The organism is Pseudoalteromonas sp. UBA6610 (assembly GCF_002433295.1).
GTDB lineage: Bacteria > Pseudomonadota > Gammaproteobacteria > Enterobacterales > Alteromonadaceae > Pseudoalteromonas > Pseudoalteromonas atlantica.
Map to the genome: position 1 here is coordinate 2,897 of NZ_DJHW01000111.1, position 23,943 is coordinate 26,839.

General features: G+C 40.4%; 23 protein-coding genes and 1 pseudogene. 13 read left to right on the plus strand and 11 right to left on the minus strand.

The window, feature by feature from the left end:
* Window positions 1–161: 161 nt before the first annotated feature.
* From B4F91_RS14655 to B4F91_RS14675, 5 genes are all read left to right on the plus strand, one after another.
* Window positions 162–755, plus strand: a complete 594-nt coding sequence (locus B4F91_RS14655) for an RDD family protein (RefSeq protein WP_286938499.1) — start codon at window positions 162–164, stop codon at window positions 753–755.
* Between the two features lie 299 nt (window positions 756–1,054).
* On the plus strand, window positions 1,055–1,330 hold the full coding sequence (locus B4F91_RS14660) for a hypothetical protein (protein WP_286938500.1): 276 nt from the start codon (window positions 1,055–1,057) through the stop codon (window positions 1,328–1,330).
* Complete coding sequence (locus B4F91_RS14665) at window positions 1,281–1,775, plus strand: hypothetical protein (protein WP_286938502.1); 495 nt, start codon at window positions 1,281–1,283, stop codon at window positions 1,773–1,775. The genes B4F91_RS14660 and B4F91_RS14665 overlap by 50 nt, the downstream gene beginning before the upstream one ends.
* Window positions 1,776–1,825: 50 nt before the next feature.
* The gene (locus B4F91_RS14670) at window positions 1,826–2,005 is read left to right on the plus strand and encodes a hypothetical protein (RefSeq protein ID WP_286938503.1); all 180 of its coding nucleotides are present in this window, start codon (window positions 1,826–1,828) and stop codon (window positions 2,003–2,005) included.
* A 486-nt stretch (window positions 2,006–2,491) separates the two neighbouring features.
* A complete protein-coding gene (locus B4F91_RS14675) occupies window positions 2,492–3,127 on the plus strand; it encodes a trimeric intracellular cation channel family protein (protein WP_004587070.1) in 636 nt (211 codons plus the stop codon).
* A 3-nt stretch (window positions 3,128–3,130) separates the two neighbouring features.
* On the opposite strand, the gene B4F91_RS14680 is transcribed toward B4F91_RS14675, so the two are convergent.
* Complete coding sequence (locus B4F91_RS14680) at window positions 3,131–3,496, minus strand: GNAT family N-acetyltransferase (protein WP_286938505.1); 366 nt, start codon at window positions 3,494–3,496, stop codon at window positions 3,131–3,133.
* Window positions 3,497–3,854: 358 nt separating this feature from the next.
* Between B4F91_RS14680 and B4F91_RS14685 the strand changes: the two genes are divergently transcribed.
* The 6 genes from B4F91_RS14685 (at window position 3,855) to B4F91_RS14710 (ending at window position 10,382) form a co-directional block, all read left to right on the plus strand.
* The gene (locus B4F91_RS14685) at window positions 3,855–4,694 is read left to right on the plus strand and encodes a DUF417 family protein (protein WP_286938506.1); all 840 of its coding nucleotides are present in this window, start codon (window positions 3,855–3,857) and stop codon (window positions 4,692–4,694) included.
* A gap of 15 nt (window positions 4,695–4,709) precedes the next feature.
* Window positions 4,710–4,961 (plus strand): Rho-binding antiterminator, encoded by a 252-nt coding sequence (locus B4F91_RS14690; RefSeq protein WP_248451965.1) that lies wholly within the window; start codon window positions 4,710–4,712, stop codon window positions 4,959–4,961.
* Between the two features lie 350 nt (window positions 4,962–5,311).
* Window positions 5,312–5,830, plus strand: coding sequence for a DUF2569 domain-containing protein (locus tag B4F91_RS14695; protein ID WP_286938508.1), 519 nt, complete (start codon window positions 5,312–5,314; stop codon window positions 5,828–5,830).
* A 559-nt stretch (window positions 5,831–6,389) separates the two neighbouring features.
* Complete coding sequence (locus tag B4F91_RS14700; RefSeq protein WP_286938509.1) at window positions 6,390–7,142, plus strand: SDR family oxidoreductase; 753 nt, start codon at window positions 6,390–6,392, stop codon at window positions 7,140–7,142.
* Between the two features lie 436 nt (window positions 7,143–7,578).
* Window positions 7,579–9,117, plus strand: coding sequence for a glucan biosynthesis protein (locus B4F91_RS14705; protein ID WP_286938511.1), 1,539 nt, complete (start codon window positions 7,579–7,581; stop codon window positions 9,115–9,117).
* Window positions 9,118–9,821: 704 nt separating this feature from the next.
* Window positions 9,822–10,382 (plus strand): YrbL family protein, encoded by a 561-nt coding sequence (locus tag B4F91_RS14710; RefSeq protein ID WP_164834669.1) that lies wholly within the window; start codon window positions 9,822–9,824, stop codon window positions 10,380–10,382.
* Between the two features lie 110 nt (window positions 10,383–10,492).
* On the opposite strand, the gene B4F91_RS14715 is transcribed toward B4F91_RS14710, so the two are convergent.
* The 7 genes from B4F91_RS14715 to B4F91_RS14745 form a co-directional block, all read right to left on the minus strand.
* Window positions 10,493–11,779, minus strand: a complete 1,287-nt coding sequence (locus tag B4F91_RS14715; protein WP_286938512.1) for an allantoate amidohydrolase — start codon at window positions 11,777–11,779, stop codon at window positions 10,493–10,495.
* A gap of 14 nt (window positions 11,780–11,793) precedes the next feature.
* Entirely contained in the window at window positions 11,794–13,023 is a 1,230-nt protein-coding gene (locus tag B4F91_RS14720) for a pyridoxal-phosphate-dependent aminotransferase family protein (protein ID WP_004587084.1), read from the minus strand.
* A 3-nt stretch (window positions 13,024–13,026) separates the two neighbouring features.
* A complete protein-coding gene (locus tag B4F91_RS14725; protein ID WP_004587085.1) occupies window positions 13,027–13,851 on the minus strand; it encodes a sulfite exporter TauE/SafE family protein in 825 nt (274 codons plus the stop codon).
* Window positions 13,848–15,422 (minus strand): gamma-glutamyltransferase family protein, encoded by a 1,575-nt coding sequence (locus B4F91_RS14730; protein ID WP_286938514.1) that lies wholly within the window; start codon window positions 15,420–15,422, stop codon window positions 13,848–13,850. Before B4F91_RS14730 ends, B4F91_RS14725 begins: the two co-directional genes overlap by 4 nt.
* Window positions 15,419–16,627, minus strand: a complete 1,209-nt coding sequence (locus B4F91_RS14735; protein ID WP_286938515.1) for an amidase family protein — start codon at window positions 16,625–16,627, stop codon at window positions 15,419–15,421. Before B4F91_RS14735 ends, B4F91_RS14730 begins: the two co-directional genes overlap by 4 nt.
* Before the next feature lie 346 nt (window positions 16,628–16,973).
* Complete coding sequence (locus B4F91_RS14740; protein WP_286938517.1) at window positions 16,974–17,456, minus strand: putative 4-hydroxy-4-methyl-2-oxoglutarate aldolase; 483 nt, start codon at window positions 17,454–17,456, stop codon at window positions 16,974–16,976.
* Between the two features lie 3 nt (window positions 17,457–17,459).
* Complete coding sequence (locus B4F91_RS14745; RefSeq protein ID WP_024032802.1) at window positions 17,460–18,113, minus strand: TetR/AcrR family transcriptional regulator; 654 nt, start codon at window positions 18,111–18,113, stop codon at window positions 17,460–17,462.
* Between the two features lie 175 nt (window positions 18,114–18,288).
* Between B4F91_RS14745 and yddG the strand changes: the two genes are divergently transcribed.
* Complete coding sequence (gene yddG / locus B4F91_RS14750) at window positions 18,289–19,209, plus strand: aromatic amino acid DMT transporter YddG (RefSeq protein WP_024032801.1); 921 nt, start codon at window positions 18,289–18,291, stop codon at window positions 19,207–19,209.
* A gap of 33 nt (window positions 19,210–19,242) precedes the next feature.
* On the opposite strand, the gene B4F91_RS14755 is transcribed toward yddG, so the two are convergent.
* Window positions 19,243–20,109 (minus strand): alpha/beta fold hydrolase, encoded by an 867-nt coding sequence (locus tag B4F91_RS14755; RefSeq protein WP_286938520.1) that lies wholly within the window; start codon window positions 20,107–20,109, stop codon window positions 19,243–19,245.
* A 414-nt stretch (window positions 20,110–20,523) separates the two neighbouring features.
* Between B4F91_RS14755 and B4F91_RS14760 the strand changes: the two are divergent.
* Window positions 20,524–21,474: pseudogene (locus B4F91_RS14760) on the plus strand (TonB-dependent receptor).
* A gap of 113 nt (window positions 21,475–21,587) precedes the next feature.
* Here B4F91_RS14760 and B4F91_RS14765 read toward each other — a convergent pair.
* Entirely contained in the window at window positions 21,588–22,268 is a 681-nt protein-coding gene (locus B4F91_RS14765; protein ID WP_286938522.1) for a LytR/AlgR family response regulator transcription factor, read from the minus strand.
* Complete coding sequence (locus B4F91_RS14770) at window positions 22,262–23,770, minus strand: sensor histidine kinase (protein WP_248461831.1); 1,509 nt, start codon at window positions 23,768–23,770, stop codon at window positions 22,262–22,264. Before B4F91_RS14770 ends, B4F91_RS14765 begins: the two co-directional genes overlap by 7 nt.
* Window positions 23,771–23,943 lie beyond the last annotated feature (173 nt).

The following is a 23,943-nucleotide window of genomic DNA, read 5'->3' on the forward strand; positions in this document are numbered from 1 at the left end:
AAAAGCTAAAAGCTAAAAGCTAAAAGTTAAAAACTAAAGGCTAAAAACTAAAGGCTAAAAACTAAAGGCTAAAAGCTACGCCAGTCTTTAATTTAAGATATTGAATAAATTACTAAAGCTATGCTACTTTGGGTTAAATTACGTTAAGGAATACCCCAAGCATGGACACCCCAATAGACTTTTCTACCTACACATTAGATGAACTTTACTCCAGCGCAAAAGTCATTGACCGAGAACGTTTTCCTGAGCGCGCAAAAGAAATAGACGAGCTTATAAAAACCCGAGAAGCGCAAGAGCCCGCACACAATGTCGACCTAAAAATAGCGGGAGAAAAAGCATCACGCGGGGACAGGCTTGTTGCTGCTATTATTGACGGCCTATTAGGTATAGCATTTTTTATACCTGTAATAATGTATATCGGTTTTGATAACTTAAGCCAACCAAATCTGGGTTTATCTGCATTTTTATTTGTTTACGGTGTGTTTTCTACGTTAGTGCTTCATGCCTACCTTATGTATCAATGCGGACAAACTATTGGTAAATACTGTATGTCTATTCGTATAGAAAACCTAGACGGCACAAAAGCAAGTTTTATAACTATTTACTTTAAACGCATGTTACCTATGCAGCTGTTATCACTGGTCCCTTCGGTAGGTCAGTTCATTGCTGGATTTGTAAACCCTGCATTTATATTAGGAAAAGATAAACGCTGTTTACACGATCATATAGCGGGAACAAAAGTGAGTAATATTTAGCAATAGCAATACTCAGCGAAGGATAATACTTTAAAGGGATTTATGAAAAAACTAACAAGGTACAAAAAAACACCCAGCGCAAAACTACTTTGGACGCTTGGTTTCAACACATTTATCGCAGTTGTAGTTTTATTTTGGGTAGAGGTATTTATTGAACAGCCTTTGCTGCATCAATTTTTATACCTCTTTGCGTTTGTATTATTGAGGTTTTTTCACAGTGGTATTGTGCAAACACAGAACAGGCTCATGCAATTGAAATTGTAAATGGCGAGTTTGGACTACTCGGCATAAATATAAAAGTGTCTGAGCTAGAAGAAGTGCTTTATTGCCAAACTAAGCGTTTTGAGCATATTTTACGATTTAAGTTTAAAAACGCGACATACCAAGATATTGAAATAACCGCTCCAGATTTAATTGACGACCTACGTTTTTACTATTTTATGGTTGATAACGGCCTGCCAGTAAAAATGACAGATGATAGTGGCCGTTTTTTGACGAAGATTAACAGCGTAGCAAGGTGCAGTAATGAGCATACAGGCTTTAAGGTTTTTGATGCTAGCAAGTGTGCTCTTTAGTGGATATTCACATGCAGACTTACTTGAAGGATGTTATTCAAGGACAGACAAAATAACGAGCGCGATCCCTATGCTTAACGACGATGGAAGCAAAAGTAATGAGCGTTTTAAATTAAAAAGGAGCTATGTAAATGTATTTAAAAAAGAAGATAAATACTTTGCAGAAGGCCTTATCTGGGGCTTTAACTTTCATATTTGCACTATCACTGCCCCACTAGAGGGGACGAAAGAACCATTACCTTTAGCCCTAAAGGGTAAAAAATTGGTGTTTGCAGAGAAAGAGCCCGAATACGATATTAACTGTAAGTTTGAGCTAGAATTTGATGAGAATGGTTTAAATATTAAGGATGAAAACTACCATTGTTCTAACTATATTTTTTACTGTGGTGCACATGCAAGTGTGCATGACGTTCAGCTAGCTAAAACCAACAAAGGCTGTAACTAACTAAGCGAGTTTATTATTTAACTTAACGATACAGCTAACAGGGACTTACCATGTGCGGCTTGTTATTATTTATTGGTTACTCATCTTATATTGGCAGTGTGGGCGATGGCCTGCTTGGCTTGTATGCACTATGGGTTTTAATAAGTAATAATTTAGCACTTTTGAGCTTATCACTTAATGACTTTTTAGCGCAGTATGTAGAGTTTATACCAATCCGCTTAATTAAGTGATCTATTTTGAGGATAGATAAACGTGTTGATAGCTAGGCAAAAAATTCGTTATTTAGTTATTCTAAATGAGAATTTTTTAACGCAGATAGCGACACGTTTAGCCCCTAAAAATGATTAAGTATTATTGCGGGTTGGTATTAGATATTGGGTGAAGCAGGTTGCTTTTTATGTCATGCCGCAAAGCTTTGCTAATTGGTTATTCGGCATTCCAGCCGTTATTTACTTTCCCGTACGTATATTAATGAGCTTAGTAATTGACTAAAAAAGGCGACTCAGCTAAAAATAAAAAATGTGTAAAAACTACTCACTTTTAAAATAATTACCTTTTTAAATATCGCATATCACAATAACCCATCATTAATTTTATCAAAAATTTATTAACCCATTGTTTTTAAACGTACTTTTAATCCTCGCTTTTGGCTTTTGCTAATTACATCTGGCATATAAATTGATACACCAATGTATAAAATTTAAAAGGGAATGCACATGACTGCTGAATACTTTATGGTGCTGGGGCTGCTCGGAGTGGCTTTTTTTGCGGTTGCAGGAGCACTGCTAGGCTACGAAAAAAACATAAGTGGTTTTGGGGTAGTGGTGGTCGCAACTGTTACAGCTTTAGGTGGCGGCACGCTAAGAGACATACTTTTAGATAAACCTATATTTTGGATAGCTACGCCTGAGTATTTATACTCAACTTACGCCGCTATTATTGCCACCATATTTTTTGTGCGTTACTTACCTCATGTAAATAACTATTACTTTTTATTAGTCGATGCTATAGGTATGGCATTATTTAATATTATGGGGATAGAAAAAGCCTTAATAAGCGGTACAGGTATGGTAATAGCGATAACAATGGGGATCACCACAGGGATTTTTGGCGGCCTAATACGAGATGTAATTTGCCGCGAAGTACCCTCAGTTATGCGAAACGAGCCCTATGCTTCAGCCTGTTTAGTAGGCGGCCTAGTTTATGCTGCGCTGTTTACCATAGAAGTCGATTACATTTGGTGTATTTTAGGCTCACTTTTTACCACTGTATTTTTAAGATTAGGCTCGCTTAAATGGGGCTGGCACCTAACCATTTTCAGAAAAAAAGATTTTAAAGATCAAAGAGAGTAGCTCTTAGTTATTTATAGGCTGGGTTTGCATATGGTACTCATAGTTATCTTCCCCAGTGACCTTAAAGCCTAGTCGAGTATAAAGTGCTTTAGCAGGGTTGTTTTTAAGTACTGTTAGTTTGGTAGGCTTTAACTGTGCAGTTTTAATTACTTGCTCAATAACGCCTCTGCCGTAGCCTTTATTTTGATGGTTGGGGTGTATTTGTAATTGCATTATTTCAATGTGGCTACCCCATATTTTGTACTTTAGCGTACCTATAGTATCACCATTAAACTGTATAAGATGAGAGCAATCGTATTGCTCGTCAACCCTTTCATTATGCTGTTGCTCAGTTAAAAATAAGCCGGCCACCTCAAGGTGCTCTACCATAGTAAGTTTTCTAAGACATAATTAATAACCTGAGCCTTGGCTAATAAATCTATCTCAAGCAGCTATTTTTAGCGCTAACTGCGTTGAATCTACTTGCAATAGGCTAGCTATTGACGCGCAAATTCGCCTTGTTTTCACTTAAAATTTCTAGCTAGAGAAAACAGACCCAGTAACATTACTAACCAACTATATCTAAATCTCTTAACCAAAGCTCAGGTTAAACCTCTTTTCGGGCGTGGCTTTTGTAAACGTAAAAACCAAAATGTCCTTCCTTGTATTTAAAAAATTTAACTTTAGTTGAATCACTTTCTGTAAAAATTAGGTCTTTATTAGCCATTACAGATTTAATGGGCACACAATGAACATAACACACACAAATAACGCACTCACCTTTTTACTTACACTCAGCTTTGCATTACTTGGTGTATCGTTTGCTTTAGGTGCAAACCCAAACACACTCTCAGCTACCTTTAGTTTTTATGAACTTGATACCTTACTAAGTAACAATACATTAGGTTTGCTCACAGGCACCGCGATGATTGCGTTGGCAGTCACCACCTTAGCTGCGCATTTAAAATTAATAAAGCCGATGCCTGCACTTATACTCGCGTTAGTTGTTAGCATAGTGCCTTTACTTACCTTATTGGCCAGTAACCGCTGGATGGCACAGTTAGGCGGCTTTCCAATTATTGGCAGTGGGCAAGGCATAATTAAATACTTTGCTGTTATCCCTTTGTATTTATTTTTGTTTTATAAAAATAAGCTAACAGACAAACAACACGTACTTTTAAACTTTATACCGGTTGCTATGGTTTTACTGTGGATTGGCGGCATGAAATTCTATGAGTTTGAAGCCAAAGCTATTGTAGGCCTAGTAGAAACCTCACCGTTTATGTCGTGGTTATACACGGTATTTAGCGTACAAGGCGCATCAAATATCATTGGTGGGTTTGATGTATTATTTGCAGTACTACTTGGTGCAGGCATTTTACTTAAAAATAAAAAGCTCATTATCGTTAGTGGCTTAGCGTGTTTAAGTGTATTTTTAATGACCCAAACATTTTTAATTACCGCAAACGGCGCGTTTAGCTCAAGCACGTTATTAGAGCGTTTAGGGCAATTTGTAATTAAAGATTTATGGTATGTAGGCAACTTAATTGTTATTGCCACTTTAATGCTACTTAAGCCAGCTAAATAATTTAAAGAGGACGTTATGATCAGTTGCAACCATTACGATTACATCGAAATTGCCTGTATGCACCATTTAAGCGTTGAGCTTATTTTAAAAAATGGTGATAGTGTATGTGGTGTAGCAACTGATACAAAACGCAATGCACTCAAACAAGAGTGCATTGCCATTAACGTAAATGGCGAGCTAAAGCTTATTGTGCTCACTACAATTAGTGTACTTAAAGCGCGTGAGAGTAATCCTTACTTTGACCATGTGAACTTTGATGTAAAGTAAATCACTAACCCATTCGTTTTATCATAAACACTTTAGCGGGCCTGTTTCATTATTATGTTAAGGCTCACTTATCTAACTAGTGCTTTAGCTAATTACGTGCTGAATGCACAAAGGCAAAATTTACCTTTAGAGTAAACTGTGCATATAAACAGTTATTCTGACTTTGTCCAATAACATTATTAAAAGTCGTTTTGGGGCAACATAACAAAGGCTTTTTCACTACTGTCTAATTGCTTGTTTACATTACAGTTATTTAGTGGAATTATTGAGCAATGTAATATGCGCCGCTTTGGGGCGTTATAAACCCCCAAAGTGGTGTTCAATAAGCTGTTAGGCATCAAGGAGATACCGTGAGTAATAATGAAGAACTTAAAGGGCTGTCCGGTTGGCTTATATTAGTTGGTATTGGAGTCGTAATGGGCCCAATCAGGCTCTTTGCTACAACCTTTCCTTTATTCCAACCAATATTTAGTGATGGTACGTGGGAAGCTTTAACGACCGTTGGCTCGGAAGCATACAGTCCATTTTGGGCTCCACTTATAATTGGTGAAATTGTATATAACGTAGCAATGTTTGCTGCACTAATATATTTAGCATTTCTATTTTTCTCCAAGAACTATAGGTTTCCCTTCACTTACATCTTAATAGTGGTGATTTCATTGATTTTTATACCCTTAGACTCATGGCTAGTACAGCTTGCCATGCCTGATGAGCCCTTTTGGGACCCAGAAACTGCTAAAGAATTTTTCAGAGTTCTGATAGGCGGAATAATCTGGGTACCGTATTTGCTTTTATCTAAAAGGGTTAAGGCAACCTTCGTTGAAAAAATGCCTCACAAATCAAGTCTTCAGGACGCCAGCGAAGCTTGAGGCGTTAGCATTCAAATCTACAGTCTAATTATATTACTAAAGGATTATCTTGAAATACTCTAGGGGTTTACTCTTTTCAGTAGGTTTGTATTTATTGCTAGTTGCTTTATCAACAATAGCAACAAATGCTGTTGGCTTTGATGAGATGACTGAAAGCACATCACACATTTATACTCAATACGTCCTCGGTTTTGTAGCCTCTTTATTTGTTTATTTTTACTTAGGCTATAAGCAAACAGTGAGGCCGTATAAAAACCTTTTTAGTTGCGGCTGTTTATTGGTTTATTAACTTAAGTGTCGGTGCCTTACTATATATACTGTTAGAAATAACAATGGAGCCTTTAATATATTTAATTTCTGCTTTGCTGCATGTAATGGCTGTTTTATTAGGCACGCAACTTGGTATTCAATTACGTAGTAAGAAAATTAAGCATAATAAAAAATTGTAAAGCAGAACGTAAACAGTTGGCTTGACTCCTGTATTGCTAATTTATGCCAACAACTTATTGTTTAGCAAAGCATTCTATATTCCTACAGCATTACTATTTAAGGATGACTTATGAATAACACAAAAGTGGTTTTAATAACGGGCGGAGGTCGAGGTATTGGTGCTGCAACATCTAAATTATTTGCATCAAAAGGGTATGCGGTTTGTATCAATTACAAGTCTAATCTAGCTTCGGCCGAAGCTGTCGCAAGCGATATTAGGGCTGCAGGTAATCGTTGTATTACAGTCCAAGCAGATGTTTCGGTTGAGAATGATGTGGTAAGGCTGTTTAAAAAAATTGATGCCGAGCTAGGCCCTTTATCAGTACTTGTTAATAACGCTGGTATTTTACGTAAGCAGTCGCGTTTGGAGGATTTAACAGCTGAAAGAATTAATACTATTTTAGCAAACAACGTGACTAGTTACTTTTTATGCTGTCGAGAGGCCATAAAGCGTATGTCTACACGCCATGGCGGAAAAGGTGGTGTTATTGTAAACGTTTCATCGGGGGGATCTCGTTCAGGTTCACCGAATGAATATATTGATTATGCTGCCTCAAAAGGGGCTATAGATACACTCACTAAAGGTTTATCACTAGAGGTTGCCTGTGAAGGAATTAGAGTTAATTGTGTGCGTCCTGGGCTAATTAATACGCAAATGCACGCTGATGGTGGTGAACCTGAAAGAGTAGAAAGGTTAAAGGAGCTTATTCCTCTTAAGCGTGGAGGTGAACCTGAGGAGGTGGCTGAAGCTATTTATTGGCTTTCATCAGCAAAGTCATCGTTTTCGACAGGGAATTTTTTAGACTTATGTGGTGGCCTTTAATACATAGCAAACCAATGTAATGGCAATTCCTCACGCTTAACACTTTTAAGTGGGTGTTATAAGCTAAAAAAGGATTGAATATGCTACTCGACTTCTCAGTTCTTGTTCACAAGCCTGCATTAATCAGGTAGTTATACTAAGCGTAGCAGCGACGCACAGATCAGTATTTCGATTTTAAAGTACTAACAGGCTTTAACTAAGTAAAAGCTATATCAGCCGCATTTATTAAATACAACTATTCAAACACAACTATTCAAACGCAACTATTCAAATACAATCTCCCCTAAACACAGCTAAGCATAGAAGCTTCGCCAAATAATGTTATTTTAGTAAACGCGAGTTCATATTGCGGTGTGTAATATCTTTACACGCATTTTAAGTTAGGCGTTCGTACTGGGCGCTTATTTTTAGACTCCCTTTATTAGAGATACTTTTTATGAAGTTAAAGTTATTTATTGCCGCTATTATTGCCTCCTCTGTGTCGTTACACGCGGCGCAAGCACAAGCAAGTGCTAAGTTTACTTTTGAAGATTTAAAAGCAATGGCAAAAGCCTCTGCCAAAAAGCCTTATACGCCTGTGGAAGTGCCAACCCCTGAGCTTATTGATAAAATTACCTATGACGAACATTGGAAAATACGCTTTAAAGAAGATGAAACCCTCTACCCAAATGGCAAAAAGGCACCGGTACAATTATTTTACCCTGGGCGATATTTTCCTGAGCCGGTAAGTATTTTCATCAGAGATGATAAAAACAATGTTAAAGAACTGCCTTTTAATAATGCACTTTTTGATATGCCTGACGACAGCCCAGCCCACGACCTGCCAGAAGGGTTTGGGTTTGCAGGCTTTAGAATTATGCGCCCCGATATAAAACCAGATTGGATATCGTTTTTGGGGGCGTCTTATTTTAGAACTGATGGCCCTCAGGGGCAATATGGGTTGTCGGCTCGCGGTATTGCAATTAATACCGGTATGAGTGAGCCAGAAGAATTTCCACGCTTTTCGGCATTTTGGCTAGGCCCTGCAGGAAATAAAGGTGAGAGCATGTCTGTGTGGGCTTTGCTTGAGGGGCCCTCTGTTACAGGTGCTTATCGGTTTGGTTTAAGTAAAGATAACAAAGAGGCCAAAGGGCATGTTACCTCTGTAAGTGCTAATTTGTATATGCGCGCCGATGTAGAGCGCTTAGGTATAGCGCCGCTAACCAGCATGTATTGGTACTCAGAAAAAGATAAAACGGTAGCGAAAGACTGGCGCCCAGAAATTCACGACAGCGATGGCTTAGCGATTCATACTGGGTCGGGCCAGTATATTTGGCGACCGTTAAATAATCCGCAGTCGGTGTCGACCAATAGCTTTATTGATGAAAACCCTAAAGGCTTTGGCTTAATCCAAAGAGACCGTGACTTTAATAACTACCAAGACGACGGCGTGTTTTACAATAAGCGTTCATCAGCGTGGATCCAGCCTACGGGTGATTGGGGGAGAGGCGCTGTGCAGCTAATCGAAATCCCAACCAAAGATGAAACGTTTGATAACATTGTTGCCTATTGGGTGCCTGAAAAAGAGGTACGTAAAGGCGATGAGTTTACCTTTTCTTATGATATTGAGTGGCGTCCACTCGATCCAAAATCAAAAACACTGGCAAGTGTTGTTAATACTCGCCAAGGGCAGGGCGGAATTCCCGGCCAGCCTATACCTGAGGGCGTAAACAAAATGGTGATTGATTTTGAAGGGCCAGTGTTTAAAGGCCTAGATAGAGAAAGTGGCATAAAGCCTATTGTTGAAGCCAGTAACGGCGAAATACTGGAGCCAATTGGTGCTTACCCAATAGTGGGAACCAACCAATGGAGATTAGCATTTGACTACAAACAGAGCAATAACGACCCCGTAAGCATACGCGCGTATTTGGTTGATAAAAACGAAGAGGCGATAACCGAAACATGGGTAAGTGATGCAAAGGTAACGATTGAGTAACTAAGCTAAGGTTTAATAAGCTTAAGTAAAACAAATGGCTATATAGTTGTGCGGTATATAGCCATTAACATTCAAACCTTAGTAAGCATGTTGAATGGCAAAATAGACGAGAGATTACTTTCGATGCTTAAGTTTAGTCCAGCCAATTTTGAAAATTACTACAGCAGAAATTATTAGCATTATTGAAAAAGTGTGTTGACCAAAAGCTTGAAAAACAAGCCATGCTGCAATAGTTATTAGTATGCAACCTATTAAAAATAAAATATTTTTTAACATCCTATGTTCTCCATTTCCAAAATATTAAAGTATACGTATTCGTTTTTTATTAAGCTATTTATGAATGCTTATTATTAGGACGAAGCGCGCTAATTAACAAATGTATGGCTGCATACACTTTTAGTTTATTTAATTATTACCCAGTCTAGTGTGATACTTATTTCATAAGGCTATTTTAGTCGCTTGTATACCCACTGCTTTCTTAATTTACCTTGATAAACCCTAATTTATAGTTAAAATGGCCGGCTTATTTAACGAATGTACCTACTTTATTACTGACATAGTAATAAAAGCTGCATTAATAGATGTAAATACTAAGCGTGCGATTTTAAGGCGTGTTATTTACCTCGTTTTATACCAATCCTCAAAACAGGTTACTTAATTAAGCGAATTGGTATTTGTAAATTTACGTTAGGACGAAAATTGGTTTGATCTCATTGAACGACGATTTAATTGTAGGTAAAGGGGCGCATAGAACGTGTTACAGGCATCCTGAGGCACATAATTTATGTATAAAAGTAAGCCATGAAGGGTTTTCGCAAGAGCAAGACCAAGAGCTGGCTTATTATAAGCGACTTAGTAACCGGAACATTCAGTGGCAGTTGTTAGCGCGATACCATGGTACGGTACACACCAATATTGGCACAGGGTACGTGTTTGACTTAGTGATTGATGCAAATAATCAGCCGGCTAAAACGCTAGAATATTATTTAAATCAGCCAAATAGTGAAGCCTTAGCCGAGCCACTATTAAACTTAAAAGATTATTTATTACACAATTTAGTGATCACCAAAGAAATAAAACCACGCAATATAGCGTGTGTTAATAATAACGGCACCATTGAGCGGTGTGTTGTTGTTGATGATATTGGTAATACTGAGTTTTTTCCTATTAGTAATTACGTGAGCTCATCGGCTAAGCGTAAAATAAATAGAAAATGGCAGCGCTTTGAAGCGAGTTTAAATGAGCTTGGCTTAAGCCTTAATTAAGTTTTAAACTCCGACTTTAAATACTGGCTTTAATTAATAACCACAGCCCCGTTTAATACGCAGGGCTAAGCTAACAACACATAGCCTACCCTGCGCTTAATAACCGTTAGTTACTTTTCTAACTCTTTTACATACAGCATGAGTGCGCTGTACATTACGCTAAGGGCTTTTGTTACATCCTCATCAATAACAGCTTCTGCGGGGTGATGGCTTATCCCGCCAGGGCTGCGTATAAATAGCATGCCTACAGGGCAAATAGGGGCAATAGCCATGGCATCGTGCCCAGCGCCAGAGGCAAGTGAAGGCGAGGCTTGGTTATTCAATTTACAGGCACTGCTAAACAATTGCTGAATTTGAGTGTCGCATGCTACGGCGTCGGCCGCATGTGTCCATTGCCAATCAAGCGTTAAATTACGCGATGTAGCAATTTGATTGGCGCGGGTATGTATTGCATTAAGTAATACTGCTAGGTCGGCATCATTTTGTGCGCGTGCATCTAGGCTTATGGTCGTTTTACCGGCAATAACATTTGTAGCGCCTGGGCGAGCATGAATTTGCCCTACGGTGGCTACTTCACCATTACTCGCGTTTTTTGCTAGTTGCTCTATGGCAAGGGTAAGCTCGGCGCACCCAACTAACGAATCTTGGCGTAAGTTCATTGGCGTAGTGCCTGCATGGCCGCTTTGGCCTGATAGGGTGATCATAGCGCGTTTGGCGCCAGCAATAGCGGTTACTACGCCTAGCGCCTGGTTTACCGATTCAAGCACTGGGCCTTGCTCTATGTGGGTTTCCCAATAACCGAGTAATTCGTTTTTGTTAAGGGCGGCTTTAGCGTAATCATCAGGGTTTAGGCCAAAATCAAGCATGGCTTGGCGCATGCTAATGCCGTTTGTATCTTGTATATTTAACCACTGGGGGTCAAACTCGTTCGCCAGTGCTTTTGAGCCAATTAACGTGGTGGCAAAGCGAGTGCCTTCTTCATCACAAAAGCCCACTACATCTAAATGAAATGGTAAATCAAGCTTAAGCGTGTGTGCAAGGGCGGCTATTTCAATACCCAGTAATACCCCTAAAATACCATCAAATGCACCGGCGTTTGGTACGGTGTCTAGGTGTGAGCCAATAATTAAACGTTTAGCGTTTGGATTAGATGATGCTAAGCGCCCCCATAAATTGCCGACTTCGTCTTGCCACGATTTCATGCCCGCCTCAGCCATCCATTCAGCAGTGACAAGGTTACACTCTTTGTGCTCTTTAGATAAATACACACGGTGAATGCCACCTTGCATTTGCGATAGGCCACTTAGCGTTTTACAGCGCAATAACGCGCGCGCGGCAAATTTATTAGCCAGCTCACTGTTTAATAATGGCTCATGGAGGGGGCTTGCAATCGTCATGCTAAATCCTTTTTTTATTTATAATGGGCAAGGGCGGCAATAGCGGCTTCGCCTTTAGGGCCTTTATAGCCGTTGGCGTGTAAGCAGGCATCTAGGCTTGCCAATGTTTGTAATACGGCATCTTTACGGGCGTTGTAACCCATGGTGCCAATACGCCAAATTTTGCCATGCAGCGGGCCAAACGAGGTGCCAATTTCAATACCAAAGTCGGTTAGCATTTGTCCGCGTACGTGGTCAGCATTAATACCCTCGGGTATATAAACACCCACTACGTTGTTCATTTTATGGTTTAAGTCGCCAAATACGTTTAAGCCCAGCGCTTGAATACCCGTTAGCATGGCATCGCCGTGTAACTTGTGGCGGGCAACGCAGTTATCTACGCCTTCTTCAATAACAATGCGAGCACATTCTGATGCGCAATACAGCATGCTGGTGGCTTCGGTGTGGTGGTTAAGGCGCTCTTCGCCCCAGTAATTCATGATCATGCCTAAATCAAAGTAGTTTGAGCGTACAAATGGCTCGGTGCCGTCGGTATGCTGCGCGGTACGAATACCCGCTTCTACTTTTTTGCGTTTTTGGATCCAATCGGCGCATTTATCGCTCAGTGTTAAAGGGGCAGAGCCAGATGGGCCACCTAAACATTTTTGCAAACCAACCGAAAGCGCATCGAGTTTCCACTCATCGGCGGGTAAATCGTTACCTACAATCGAAGCGGTGGCATCGCAGTAAAATAATACGTCGTGCTTTTGGCAAATATCGCCAATGTGTTCAAGGGGTTGGTTCATGGTTGTAGAGGTATCGCCCTGTACCATAGCAAGTACATGGGGTTTTACATCAACAATGGCTTTTTCTATTTGTTCGGGGGTAAATACCTCGCCCCACGGGACTTCTATGGTGTGTACTTTTGCGCCTACGCGCTCGGCTATTTCAGCAAGCAAGTGGCCAAAGCGCCCCATAATGGGCACCAGTACTTTATCGCCTGGGCGTAAAATAGAGCATAAAACGGCTTCTATGCCTGCGCGCGATGTACCATCAACTAACATGGTCCATTCGTTTTTGGTTTTAAAAATTTCGCGATAGCGGGCCATGGTTTCGTTCATAAAACCGGTCATTACTGGGTCGTATTGGCCAATTAGCTGCGCCGACATAGCACGTAGCACGCGTGGATCTGCGTTTATTGGGCCTGGGCCCATGAGTAATCGCTGTGGCGGGTTTAAAGTTTGAATTTGCGTGTCGCTAAACATGTTTTAGGCTCCCAGAGTCTGAATAAGCATACGAATGCCCGTTATCATTAATACAACGGCAAAGGCGCGTTTTAATTGTTTTTGATCTAACTTGCTACCAATTTTTACGCCAATAGGGGCAAACAAAATAGTAAGCGGAATAATAAGTATAAAAGCAGGTAGGTTTACAAGGCCCCACGTGCCAAGCGGCGCATCGGTGGGTGTAGTACCAATACTTAATAAAGTAATAACGCCCGGTAACGCAATTAATAAGCCAAATACAGCAGCGGTGCCAACGGCAACATGAGCACGTACGTTAAACGCGTTTAGCATGGGTACGCCAATAGTGCCGCCACCTATGCCAATCATTACCGATAAACCACCTACAATACTTGCCATAATGCCTTGGCCAAATTTACCTGGTAATTTACTAACAAGGGCAGGCGCGCCGGCTCTAAATAACATGTTTAAACTTACTAAAATGGCAATACAGGCAAACATAAGTACCAATGCATTACCGCGTATAGAATGAGCTAAGTAGCTACATATCACGGCCATTACCAAAATAAACGGGGCCCAGTATTTAATTAAAGCAAGGTCAATATTGCCTTTTGCATGGTGCGAGCGAATCGACGAAATAGAAGTAGGCACTATGGTGGCAAGCGATGTAGCTGTGGCTATCATCATGGCCGACTCAGGGCTTACGCCAAAGCCTTGCAGTAAAAAGTACAGCACAGGCACAATTACTATGCCGCCGCCTACACCAAATAGGCCTGCTAAAATACCTGCAAAAATACCGGTTGCTATTAAGGCCGCTATAATTGGCCATTGATTTATTATTTCTGTCATTGTGTTCCTGCTGTAGTTACTGTTGCGCGACCATCTGAACGAGGATCGGTGGCTGCTTCAAGGCTGGTAGGCGTATCTAAAATGGCACCTGCATGACCCATCATTTCATTGTTATTATCAACGCTTACCCAGTCGTGGTCACGTTGATTTAATTCATGTTTAACTTGAATTACTAAGCTTTGCTCTACCTTTAAATTTGTGCTTGTATCGCCCCAGGTGCGCCCTAATAACCAACGCGGATCGCTTACTGCTTGGGTAATTGATTTATTACGCCATGCGTAACCACTAAATACAGCAGCTTGTGTTTGTGGTTGGCCTTCGCCGCCCATGGTGCCGTAGGCAAGGCGCCTACCATCGTCAAATTTTGCTAAAGCAGGGTTGAGTGTATGAGCCGGTTTTTTATGCGCTTTTAGGGCATTGGCATCGTTGCTATTTAAACTAAAACTTAAACCGCGGTTATTCCACACAAAGCCACCTTCGCTCATCAAAATACCGCTACCAAATTCCCAGTAAACACTTTGAATAAAGCTCACTAGTTGGCCGTTTTTATCCCGTGCTGCCATCCAAACGGTATCGCCTGGCTCTGCATTAAATGGCCATTGCTTGGCTTGGCTCATATCTATATTGCTGGCAAGCGCATTTAAGCGCTCATCAGTTAATGCGTTTTTATAATCATCGCCTAGCGCGTCTGGGTCTGCCCAGAGTGTAGGGCGGTGAGTAAAGCTTTGTTTGGTTGCCTCAACAATTAAGTGCATCCAATCGGCCTCTGTTTTGGCTAAATGTTTTAGTTTATTAACAGCGCCAATTATTTGCAGAGAATGCACGCCTTGCGTGGGGGCGGGTAAGTTATAACACTGTATTCCCGATAAATTAGCACTGAGCGGCGTTACTAAATCGGCCTGGGTATTGGCAATATCAGCGCGTGTAATTGTACTGCCTGCGGCAGCTAAATCGTTTGCAAACGACTCTGCTAAAGGGCCTTGGTAAAAGGCGTTTAAGCCATGCTCAGCTAAGTGCTCAAAGGTACTGGCAAGTTTTGGGTTTTTAAAATGTTGGCCCGCTTGCAACGGTTTACCATTAGGTATGTAAAGTTCTTTAAAGGCAGCGTTAGTGTTTGAAGCGGTGGCAAGCTTTTCGCAGCCTGCTTGCAAGCTTTTAGATACTGTAAAGCCATCGCGCGCGAGCTTTATGGCTGGGGCTAAAATAGTACTTAGCGAAAGAGCAGCGTGCTCATCTACCGCAAGGGCTTTTTGCCAGCCGCGAAGTGTTGCAGCCTGAGTAAGCGCGCTTAAACCGCCGCGCTCTGGTATGTGTGGCTCATTGCTGTAGGCGCTTATATCGTTTGGTGCGCGCCCGCAGGCATCAATGGCAGTGGGTATACTTTGGTTTGGATTATCAATAAGCCAAAAACTGTCGCCGCCAATGGAGTTCATATGCGGATATACCACGCTAATCGCAGCCGCTGCCGCTACCATGGCTTCGGTGGCTGTACCGCCTTGTTTTAGTATTAAGGTGCCTGCCTCGGTTGCTGCAAAATGCGGGGCAGTAAAGGCAATGTTGTGTGTGCTCATGCAAGTGTGTCCTGTTTAAAGTGGGCAGCTAATTGTTGTACGCAGGCAAGTAGGCTTTTATCGTTGCCGTGGCTCATCATTAATGAAAACCCATACGGGTGGCAATTTTCTAAATTAGCCAATGGTAAGTGTACTTGCGCCGAGCGGCTCAAGCCCGCAATGGCCGATAAGGTGATTATTTGCATGCGTAAGGCGCTTGTGTCGGCGCCCAATTTAGGTGCAGTTGTGGGTGTGGTTGGCAAAAATAAACAGCTGTTTGTGTTTAGGTTTTTAGCGATTAGTGTTTGCCACTGGGTTTGTACATTTAGTGCTTCTTGCTCTTCTTGGGCGGTTAGGGCAAGCGCCATGTTAAAACGTGCCGCAATTGCCGGAGCAAACTGGGGAAGTTGCCCTGGCAATTGAAGCCAATCTTTATGCGTTTTTGCGATTGCTCGCCCTTGCAGTATTCTAAAGCTGTCAGCCAGTTCGCTTAATAAGCTGCCGTTAGGCAGTTCAAATTCTTTATGGTGTTTAAAATAAGGTTTGGTTTTTTCAAGCAATTGTTTAAGTGGGGCTTGTAAAACAGGGTCAACCAGCTCAAATAATGGCTCGCAAATAACTAAAGTATCAACGTTATTAATCGCTTGATTTGGTAACAGTACATTGCCTACATCGCTTAGCAGCTCTGCATTTTGCGTAAGCCAGCCAATGGTATCAAACGGGGGCGCTAGCGGAATTAGGCCATCTTTTTCAATTACGTTATGGCTTGGCCTTATGCCAAATAAGCCACAATAACTTGCCGGTATCCTTATAGAGCCGCCAGTATCAGTACCTAAGCCAATATCGGCTAGGTTAGCGGCCACAGCTGCTGCCGAGCCCATACTTGAGCCGCCACTTGCATGGCCTTTAAGTTTTGGGTTTTGTGCTGCACCATAGTGAATGTTATTGCCCTCTAAGCTGTAGGCTAGCTCATCGGTATGGGTAAAGCCTGTAAAGCGACAACCCTCATTCATTAGTTTGTTTACGGCACTTGCTGTTTGCTGTGCAGGTTTTGCTGCTTTAAACCAGCTTGGGTTACCTGCGCTGTTGCGCTCGCCTTTAACAGCAAATACATCTTTTACTGCAAGGCGCTTATTTACAAGTGTGCCGTGGGTTTGTGTTTGCCATGCGTTAGGGCCATGGTCACAAAAAATACCGGTAAAATTATTATGTGTTTTGGTACTCATATCACCACTCGTTATAAAGTAAATCTGACCAACTGGTTATAATCAGATTTAGGGTGATTAAAAAGACGAATTAGTTATTATTATTTTTCAGCCCACTGCGTAACATCTTATTTTTATTTTACAGAGCCTGATCCGCTTTTTAATCGGTTAGCTATTATATTGCCTAAAAGCTAAGCAAAAGCAATGCCAAATGCAATAAAGTTGTCCGTTCGGTCAGGTTTTGTTTGGTTTACATGGGGTTTAGCAGATATTTATAAAAATATAAGTATTAAAGAAGGCGTAATTTAGAGGTGAAAACACACCAAGTTGGTGCGTGATTGCACCAACTTGGTTGCAAATGTGGCGTTTATAGTAATGCGTTAGGGCTAATAATTAAGCCATTTACATCGGCGTATAGCCAATCGTTAGGGTTAATTATGGTACTAAGCATGGTCACTGTTTGATTTTTATCTCCAAAGCCACGCTTTAATGTACTGCGCGGGGTTGAGCCCAGTGCCATAACCGGTAAATCCATAGTGGCAAGTATTTCAATGTCGCGACAACAGCCGTTAATAATCACGCCTTCCCAGCCGTTTTTTAACGCGCGCTCCGCCATAATATCGCCTATAAAAGCAAAGCGTTTGCTAGCAAAGCCATCAATAACCAGTACTTTACCCTTGCCGTTTTCATGCAGTATGTCGGCGGCAAAAGAGTTATCGTCTGGGCAGGTAACGGTAACTGCTTGGCCACTAAATGTGGTTTTTTTACCAAAGTGGTGCAGGCCGCTGTCGGCGACTTGTACGCTATTGCGGTGATCGTCAAATAAGTCTGGGGTGGTAAAATTATCCATGGGTTAAGCCTCACTGTGCTCAGGTATTTTTAAACCAATACCTTTTAAAATTATGTGGGCAGTTGATTGCGTTATTTGTGCCACATCGGTTTCGTCGTATTCTAATTTGTTCATAACCAGTAGCACTTCGGCCTGAAAGTCGGCGTAGTACTGCGTAGTTGACCAAATGGTAAATAATAAATGGTAAGGGTCAACATTATCCATTTTGTTTGCATCTATCCAGGCCTGAAACACGTCTACCTTTTGTTTTACCCACGGGCGTGTGTTGGTTCTAAAGTAGTTTTGCAAATAAGGAGCGCCGCGCAGTATTTCACTGGCAAATAAACGTGATTGCAGCGGCTGGTTTACTGCAAGTATTACTTTGCTTTTAATATAGTGATACAACACATGCGCAGGGTCGTCCTCAGGGGTTACGTTATCTAAGCCTAAGTTCCAGTGTGCAATAATGCGGTCTATTACGTTTTCGTATAGGCCGTCTTTGCTTTTAAAATAATATAAAATATTGGCCTTAGGAACGCCTGCTTCTTTGGCAACCATACTCATACTGGTGCCATCGTAACCAAGCTGAGAAAACAATTGCTCGGCGGCATCGAGTATTAATGTTTGGTTTTTTACTCGGGTGAGTTCTTTTTTATTTGGCTTTGTTTGTGTGCTCATTATGGCGATGCTGTTTTTAACGTGTTGAATGATTGTAACTTTACTGACCAAAAGGTCAAATACTTAAGTGCAGGCCAAAAACATCTTTATAACAATAAATGATGAGCAACAATTGTTTATCCCATTAATTACTGTTAGCGTAACGTCAAACATAAGTAGTACTTTTAGGTAGTTAATGGACTTTTTTTCTAATCATAAATACACGCTTTATGGCATTGCCGCTATTTTATTATGGAGTTGTTTAGTGGCTCTGCTCAGGGATGTTTCGGAGTTATTTGGCCCCATAGGTGGGGCGGCACTTATGTACAGTGTAAGCGCGCTGTTTTTAATTTTGGTAATGGGACGGCCTAAGTTTGCTGGGTTTAATAAGCGTTATATTATTTGGGGCACTGCTTTATTTGCACTTTACGAGGTGTGTTTAGCGCTGTTTGTAGGGCTTGCTAATAATCGCCACCAAGCGGTAGAAATGGCGGTTATAAATTATTTATGGCCCACACTTACCATTTTGCTCAGTATTATAGTTAACCGTAGTAAAGTAAGTGTTTGGATTTACCCCGGTATGCTACTCGCTTTTTTTGGTGTGGCTTGGTGCGTTGGTGGCGATAGTGGGTTATCACTTAATAGTATTATGGGCAATTTTGCCAGTAACCCAACGGCCTACTTGTTGGCGTTTGTAGCACCTTTTATTTGGTCTGTTTACTGTGTAATTACTCAAAAAAATAGCAATGGGCAAAATGCCATTGTGCTGTTTTTTATCGCCACGGCACTAAGCTTATGGGTGTTGTATGGATTAAGTGACGAGCCAAAAATGACCTTTACACTGCACGCGACCGTAACGCTTGTGCTAGCTGGTGTGGTTGTTGGCAGTGGGTATGCTCTTTGGAACCAAGCTATTATTGGCGGTAACTTAATGTTGCTTGGTACGCTTTCGTATTTTACGCCGGTTTTTTCAGCGATTATTTCGGCGCTTTATTTATCAATTACCCTTAGTGCCTCGTTTTGGCAAGGAGTAATAATGGTAACTGGCGGCTCACTCGTGTGCTATTTCGTAACGCGTGAAAAACCAGTTAAAAAGCAAATTAACGCCGTAAATTAACGGTGCAAATTTACGGAGTAAACGCATCCTTTTTTAACTGTGTTTGTTTAGCCAGTTAAGCGCAAGTGGCCATAATCCGTCAGATTTTTTGCTAAAAAATTTCATATGGCCAATTTCCTTCAAACCATAGTCGTGTGGGTTTAAGGTTAGGGTTTGTGCTTTTAATTTAGGAAAAACCGAGAGCATATCGGCAACATTTGCATTGTTAGCAATATCGTCATCGGTAGCATTAACCCATATTGAGGGCATAGAAAGCGTGTTGTAACAGTGTTGGAATACGGTATCACCAAATGCTGATTGCACATACCCTTGGGCGTTACACCATTTGCGCCATTGTTTAGCTACGCCTTTAGGTAGTGGCTCGCCCATGCCAAACCACTGCGATTTAGTATGACCAAACAAGGCATTACTAAGAGGAATAACCCCATTCATAAAAAAGTGCGCTTTAACCTGATACGCTAAGCTCATATTAGTTAATTTACCCGACGAGCAAGCAAAATTAAACGCGGAGCTTAGCTCGTTAGCGTTATGCATTAGCCCCACTAATTGCCCGCCGGCGCTATGACCCACTAAATGATACTGAGTATTAGGAAATACCCTTTGCAAATGCTCAAGCACCGCAGGCATGTCTTGCTCACCCCAACTTTGTAAACTGGCTTTGCTTTTTTTAATGCTGCGGTTAAGCGATTGGCCAATGCCACTGTTATCAAACGTAATAACGCCAAAGCCATGTTGCTGTAAGTAAGTAGCAAAGTTTGCATAAAACTGTTGTTTTATACCGGTTGCAGGGGCAATCATCACCGCACCTTTAATAGCGCTGGTGGGTGTAAATAGGTGTGCGCTTAGAGTTTGCCTGTCGTTACAAGTTATAGTGACGTGCTTCGAAGCTTTTGTGTTCATTACTTATTATTGCTTTTTTAAATGCTCAATCTAAAAATGGTAGCTGGTTAGACCAGCTTAATCAAGAATAGAATAACAGCTTAAACCAAAGCTTAATTACCAGGGGGCGATATACCGGTTTGTATCGTGTTTAGCGCTGACGTTTTGTAAAGGGGAAAAGCAGTAAAAGGGGTTTAATTTGTTAGCTTAAACCCCGTTGTAAAACTATACTGGCGTACTTGTATTGTGAGCAGATTTTGCTTTTACTTTTTTGGCACTAAAATAAAATATAAGTGCAAATACTACCGCACTAAAATCAACAGTAATACTTTGATAATATTTAAAATAGTGCTCTGTTAACAAGGCTTGTAATAGGGTAGAGCCCGCCATGCAAAAGCACAAACCTGCAAGGCTAACTAATCCCCAATAACTTGCGTGCTGAGTCCCTTTTTTAAAGGTGTAGGCGCAACAGATTATTTTGGTGACGACAGCAGTGACTCAAAAGCAATTTATTCAGAAACAAGCTTTAAGTTAACTAAAGCATTTACGCTCACCGCAGGGCTTAGAATAGAGAGCGAAGAGCAGCTTCGTAATTTTGATATGGCTTTTGGGGGCAGTAGGTTAGTTGAGCAATTAGATGACTCTAACACTATAAAATTACCTACATTAGCGATTCAATACAAAATTACAGATGAAACAACGTTATCGGCCAGCGCCCGTAGAGGTTATAACTCGGGTGGCGGCGCGTTAGATTTTACCGCACAAGAGTATTACTACTACGACCAAGAATCAGTAAACACCTACGAGCTAGGCTCGCGCAGTGTACTTAATAATGGTGATATTAATATTAGTGCGAACATTTTTTATAATAACTTTGGCGGGTATCAAGCGTTAAGTTCAGATAGAAAAATCACTAATATTGATGATGCTCATAGCTATGGTTTAGAGCTTGAAGCATACAGTATGTTAGGTGAGTAATGGCAACTCCATGCAGGGCTTGGGTTACTTAAAACTAAAATAGATGAATCGGCCACGTACAGCGATGCAGTTGGCAACGAGCTTAACTCTGCACCAGAGCTTACAGCTAGCTTAGGGTTGTCGCATTGGTTTACTGATAGCTTAAAAGTTAATGTAAGTGCTAATTATGTGGATGAATATTATGGTGATTTAACTAATACACAAGAGCGTATTGCCGGTGGTTACACAATTACACGTGCCACAATTAGTTACGATAGTGAGCATTGGTTAATGAGCGCTTATATTAACAACGCGTTTGATGAAGAGGAATATACATCGGTAGAACCTGCAAGCGGGCATTACCCAACAGGCTATGTGGCTGTTGTTAACCCTCAAACGCCTGGTGCGTCTGTAACGTATCGCTTTTAAGTGTCTCTTAAATAATGCACCGCAAAGTATAACTTACTCTTTTGGTATAATAATTTGAAGCCCTATAGTATTAGGGCTTTACAATAAAAGAGGGAGCCTTAAACAGGCTAATATTAGATAATATCACGAACTAGTTGTTTGTATGACTTGCCAATTTTAACTGATACGCCTGATGAAAGTTGAATGCTTTCATTACTTAACGTGACCACTTTGTTCTTGTTAATAACGTAAGATTTGTGGACTTGAATAAATGAAGTGTCAATTTCCTGTACTATGTATTTGAGAGTACTGCTTGCAAGTAATGCTTTTTCACCTTGCCATACCTTTACATAATTTCCATAAGCCTCAAACATGTCTATTTCGCTTAAATGAATTTTATGTTTTTCACGGTCGATTTTAAGCGTAATAGTTAGAGGTGCCTTAGAATTTAGCGTTACAAGTTTTCTTTTTTGCCGTACTTTATTTAATGCTAGGTCTAGGCGTTGCGCTGATACTGGTTTAAGTAGGTAGTCAGTTACATCAAGTTCAAAACCAGCTAAAGCATATTCTTGATATGCACTAATAATAACGACTTGAGGTCGGTTTGCGAGCACTTTTAGTAATGCAATGCCTGATATCTCTGGCATGTTTATGTCTAAAAATAACAAATCAATAGATGATGTGGCTAAAGCACATAATGCATCTTTAGCGTTAAGGTATTGCCCGATTATATTAATATCTTTATGAGCACTTAAATGATGCAGTAACACTTCATGAGCGAGCGGCTCGTCATCAACAATTATTGTGTTTAGCATGCAGTCAGCTCCAGTTTAAGTGTGGTTTGCCAAAGGGTGTTATTTTTATCAATAATTAATGTGTGCTTATTAGGATATAAAAGAGTTAGCCTGCGGCGTAAATTGTTAAGCCCTACGCCGTGTTCTAAATTGTTATTAGTTAGAATAGGGTTAGAGGAGAATAGCGTAAGTATGTTATTGGCCATGGTGATTTTAAACACAACCGTTACTTTTTGTGATGTGGGCTCCACACCATGCTTTATCGCATTTTCTAAAATCATTATTAACAGTAGTGGAGAAATTAAATAGTGTTGTTGGTATTCAGGCCATTGCACATCAAAGTGACAGCGATCAGTGTTTCGTATATTGTGTAAGGCAATAAAACCCTTTAAGTAATTGATTTCTTTTTCTAAACTCACTTGTGTTTTTTGACCTTCATAAACACTGTAACGTAGTAAATTAGCTAATTCCATAACTAAGCCTGGTGCATTATCTGCTTTTTTTAATGTCAGCGCATAGAGGTTGTTTAATGTATTAAATAAAAAATGAGGGTTAATTTGCTGTTGAAGTAGTTTTAGTTCTGTTTTTGTTTGTTGTTGAGCAATATTACTAATTTGCACGTGTTGTTGCTGTCGTTCAAACGCTAAAATAATGGGGGTGCTTATAGCCAAAAATAAAAATACAAACTGATAGTTTTCGGGGCTAAAAATATTATTATTACCGCCTGGAGTTAGGTTAGCAATGCCTACAGGTAAATCATTAATTGGTAACAGTAGCACACAGGATATTAAAACAGGTGTAAGTACAGCGAGGCTGATTAAATTTGCAAACAGAAACATCAATACTCCATGATACGTTAATACATAACGTATTAATAAGTATCGGTTTATTAAATACACGCCATAGACTAATCCTACAGAAAAAGTAATTTGCCAAAGATAGCCCAAAAAAATATCAAATTGTGTAAATATTTTATGCACGTCAATAATGGGCTCAATAGGCTGATTTAACATGGGATTAATATGGGTATTAAGTATGCTAGCTGTAATTATTGCCCAACCTAAAAGTACTATACACACAACGCTATCAAGTGATAACAAAGATTTAAGCCATTTTTTACTCAACACATTGTGATTTCTATTAGTGCGTCTAGTGATAAGCCATATACCACTTGCAGATGCGCACATTGCCCAACATTGTTCATTAATAAATTGCCACTGAGCAAAGTTAAAAAGCTGGATATTTAAAATCAGTAGGAGAGATGGGTAGGCTAAAAATCCTAACAACCAAGCTATGATTGCGGGTGTAAGCAATAAGCGATACGCAAATGCATGGGCAATAAATAAGGGAATGCACTGTAGAAAAAGTTGAGTATTAATAGTCAGGTATTGGCCAATTGACTCCATATTTGAGGACAAAAAGCGTATGTGAGATTCGAGCAAAATAGCAGCCATTAGCGGTAAATAGATTATAAGTTGGGTAATGCTAAAGCGTTGCCATATTGGTGTATTGGCTTGCTGCATATATAACTCCATTTTTATTATAATTAGTGAGCAGTTAGGCTGGGATAAAGTTGTCTTTTTATTGTAAACATTACCTTTACATAATTCATTACGCTAAGCGCATTAGTTTATCGATAAAATCATTTAAATCGTAATTATTAATTCAAAATAATTGTTTTATTTCATGTTGTTAA

Bases quoted from the DNA above. Each gene is read 5' to 3' on its own strand.
- B4F91_RS14655 (WP_286938499.1), top strand. From the start codon at position 162: ATGGACACCCCAATAGACTTTTCTACCTACACATTAGATGAACTTTAC.
- B4F91_RS14665 (WP_286938502.1), top strand. From the start codon at position 1,281: ATGAGCATACAGGCTTTAAGGTTTTTGATGCTAGCAAGTGTGCTCTTT.
- B4F91_RS14670 (WP_286938503.1), top strand. From the start codon at position 1,826: ATGTGCGGCTTGTTATTATTTATTGGTTACTCATCTTATATTGGCAGT.
- B4F91_RS14675 (WP_004587070.1), top strand. From the start codon at position 2,492: ATGACTGCTGAATACTTTATGGTGCTGGGGCTGCTCGGAGTGGCTTTT.
- B4F91_RS14680 (WP_286938505.1), bottom strand. From the start codon at position 3,496: ATGGTAGAGCACCTTGAGGTGGCCGGCTTATTTTTAACTGAGCAACAG.
- B4F91_RS14685 (WP_286938506.1), top strand. From the start codon at position 3,855: ATGAACATAACACACACAAATAACGCACTCACCTTTTTACTTACACTC.
- B4F91_RS14690 (WP_248451965.1), top strand. From the start codon at position 4,710: ATGATCAGTTGCAACCATTACGATTACATCGAAATTGCCTGTATGCAC.
- B4F91_RS14700 (WP_286938509.1), top strand. From the start codon at position 6,390: ATGAATAACACAAAAGTGGTTTTAATAACGGGCGGAGGTCGAGGTATT.
- B4F91_RS14705 (WP_286938511.1), top strand. From the start codon at position 7,579: ATGAAGTTAAAGTTATTTATTGCCGCTATTATTGCCTCCTCTGTGTCG.
- B4F91_RS14715 (WP_286938512.1), bottom strand. From the start codon at position 11,779: ATGACGATTGCAAGCCCCCTCCATGAGCCATTATTAAACAGTGAGCTG.
- B4F91_RS14720 (WP_004587084.1), bottom strand. From the start codon at position 13,023: ATGTTTAGCGACACGCAAATTCAAACTTTAAACCCGCCACAGCGATTA.
- B4F91_RS14725 (WP_004587085.1), bottom strand. From the start codon at position 13,851: ATGACAGAAATAATAAATCAATGGCCAATTATAGCGGCCTTAATAGCA.
- B4F91_RS14730 (WP_286938514.1), bottom strand. From the start codon at position 15,422: ATGAGCACACACAACATTGCCTTTACTGCCCCGCATTTTGCAGCAACC.
- B4F91_RS14735 (WP_286938515.1), bottom strand. From the start codon at position 16,627: ATGAGTACCAAAACACATAATAATTTTACCGGTATTTTTTGTGACCAT.
- B4F91_RS14740 (WP_286938517.1), bottom strand. From the start codon at position 17,456: ATGGATAATTTTACCACCCCAGACTTATTTGACGATCACCGCAATAGC.
- B4F91_RS14745 (WP_024032802.1), bottom strand. From the start codon at position 18,113: ATGAGCACACAAACAAAGCCAAATAAAAAAGAACTCACCCGAGTAAAA.
- yddG (WP_024032801.1), top strand. From the start codon at position 18,289: ATGGACTTTTTTTCTAATCATAAATACACGCTTTATGGCATTGCCGCT.
- B4F91_RS14755 (WP_286938520.1), bottom strand. From the start codon at position 20,109: ATGAACACAAAAGCTTCGAAGCACGTCACTATAACTTGTAACGACAGG.
- B4F91_RS14765 (WP_286938522.1), bottom strand. From the start codon at position 22,268: ATGCTAAACACAATAATTGTTGATGACGAGCCGCTCGCTCATGAAGTG.
- B4F91_RS14770 (WP_248461831.1), bottom strand. From the start codon at position 23,770: ATGCAGCAAGCCAATACACCAATATGGCAACGCTTTAGCATTACCCAA.